General features: G+C 60.5%; 1 protein-coding gene. It reads right to left on the bottom strand.

What is annotated here, in order from left to right:
• Positions 1–527: 527 nt before the first annotated feature.
• Positions 528–1,490 carry a hypothetical protein gene (locus tag AC3WTE_RS32560; protein ID WP_492443752.1) on the bottom strand — a complete coding sequence of 321 codons (963 nt, stop codon included), beginning with the start codon at positions 1,488–1,490 and terminating at the stop codon, positions 528–530.
• Between the last annotated feature and the right edge of the window lie 370 nt (positions 1,491–1,860).

Genomic DNA, 1,860 nt, shown 5'->3' on the forward strand with positions numbered 1-1,860 from the left:
GCACCGACACGGCCTGAACATCTCCGCCCACCTCAGCCCCGTCCCCGAATTCCCACCACCCCAGGGGACTTAGCCGACAGGACGTCGTAGTGTCGTAAAGGATCGAAGTGTTGCGGTCCGACCAGTTGGTGTTGGGCGACGATCCCCGCTGTACCCGGCTCCACGACCAGCAGTGCGCCGTGGTCGATGACGATTGCCACACTGCCCCCGACCAGCCGGGGCGGGCACCGACGAGCGCGCTGAGCAGTACCGAATGCAGAAGAGTCGGCCGACCTTGCGGGTTACTGCGGCCGCGCCGATCTGGAGGCGCAGCGACAACAACAGCGACGCCACCAATTCCTGCTCAACCTTGTAGGCAAGCAGGCTGAGAACGGCCGGCCCGAGAACGCTTCCACTGCGCGAACCGAGGTCGGGGGCGGGAACGCTCGCTGACGGCGGAGGCCGTTCGCACTCATCAGACAGTCCGTCGACTGGAGAGATCGCTCACAACAATGTCAACAATCTGAGGCGTCTGGGGCGGCGTCATCTCACCGAAGCGCAAAGGGGCATTCAGTCATCCAGTTCCCTCCCTTTTCGGCTGCCCAACCGAGGGCGGCTTCGGCCTCCGCGCCATACCGGGTATCGGCCTCCCTCAGATCATGTGCCCGTTTCGTGGCGTCGTAGCGCAGTTCTAGATTCTTTGCGTGACGGGTAAGTGGTGTGAGTGTGACCAGCGGTGGTGTGTCCAAAAATTGATGCGAGGATAGGAAGAAGCGCACCACGGTGTCGAGTGTGTCAAGCGGGTGATGCACTACGCTATCGGTGTCTAATACGAGCACTCGATCAGAGTGAGGGCCGGACGCAAGAGACGCACAAAGAAAGGCGTTGAGCAACCACATCACGGCCGCGTATTCACCATCATTCGTGGCTTGGCGCAGTGCCTCAGCGAGGAACGGGATCTCGGCTAGCTGGCCTGCCAGGTACCGGAGCCGACGACGGGCCCAGACACGACGGTCCTCAAGCCTCAACACGGATAGAAGAAAGACCTTCAGCGGGCTGGACAAGAACACGACCTTTGTCTGGGCGTTTCGGTCCAGCAGCCGATGCCCCAACCTATTGCAAAGGTCGCCGGGCTTCACAACGACGGCGCGGTCGCCCTCGTAAGCGCGAGCGAACAGGTCCGTGCACACGTCGAACCAGCTGGCCCAGTCCGCGGCTATTGTGTCTCGAAAGCGGCTGAACTCGCCAGATAAATCGTCTCTCATGATCGCCAGTTGGGTAAGAATCTCGGGCTCTTTGAGGACGAAGAAACCGGGAAGCGCCTCGATATACCGTGCCAAGAGCGTCGATCCGCAAAACGCGCCGTGAAGGATGTAGTGCACCGGGTGACCCGGCGCGCGCCCTTGCAGACCTGCCGTCAGCGTGTTGAGGTCCGCCGCATAAATTCGTTCGTCAGATCGATGCGAGCGGTTATCGAGAAAGACAGCGCGCTCGTAGTCATCGCGCGACATCCTAAAGAACAATACCCTTTTCTGCGACGGATCAATCTTCATCGGCAGGTAGTCGGGAGTTACGAGAAGATCGACGTGAGGGCTTACGTACACGGGCGTCTGTTCTGATCGACTGCTTGCAAATCCGATAGCACCACCTGATCGTAGCGACCCCGCAGGCTCAAGCGGAGTGCGCTCGATGTCAAGCTTCCGTGGCGGCGGCAAGGTGACTGCATGTTAAGTCGTGGGCCGTGCGTGGGGGCGTCGTGGGCGCGCACTGCGTTTGCGCGGATACGCCTCAACCATAATGCTCGATGTTGACGACGGTCGAAAAGTAGGCCAGAAGCGACGGTGAAAAGTAGGCCACGTGGTCGTGGTTATTGTGCCGTGT

The sequence above is a fragment of the Mycobacterium sp. FW102-FHT13B02 genome (assembly GCF_058790275.1).

Bases quoted from the DNA above. Each gene is read 5' to 3' on its own strand.
- AC3WTE_RS32560 (WP_492443752.1), bottom strand. From the start codon at position 1,490: ATGTCGCGCGATGACTACGAGCGCGCTGTCTTTCTCGATAACCGCTCG.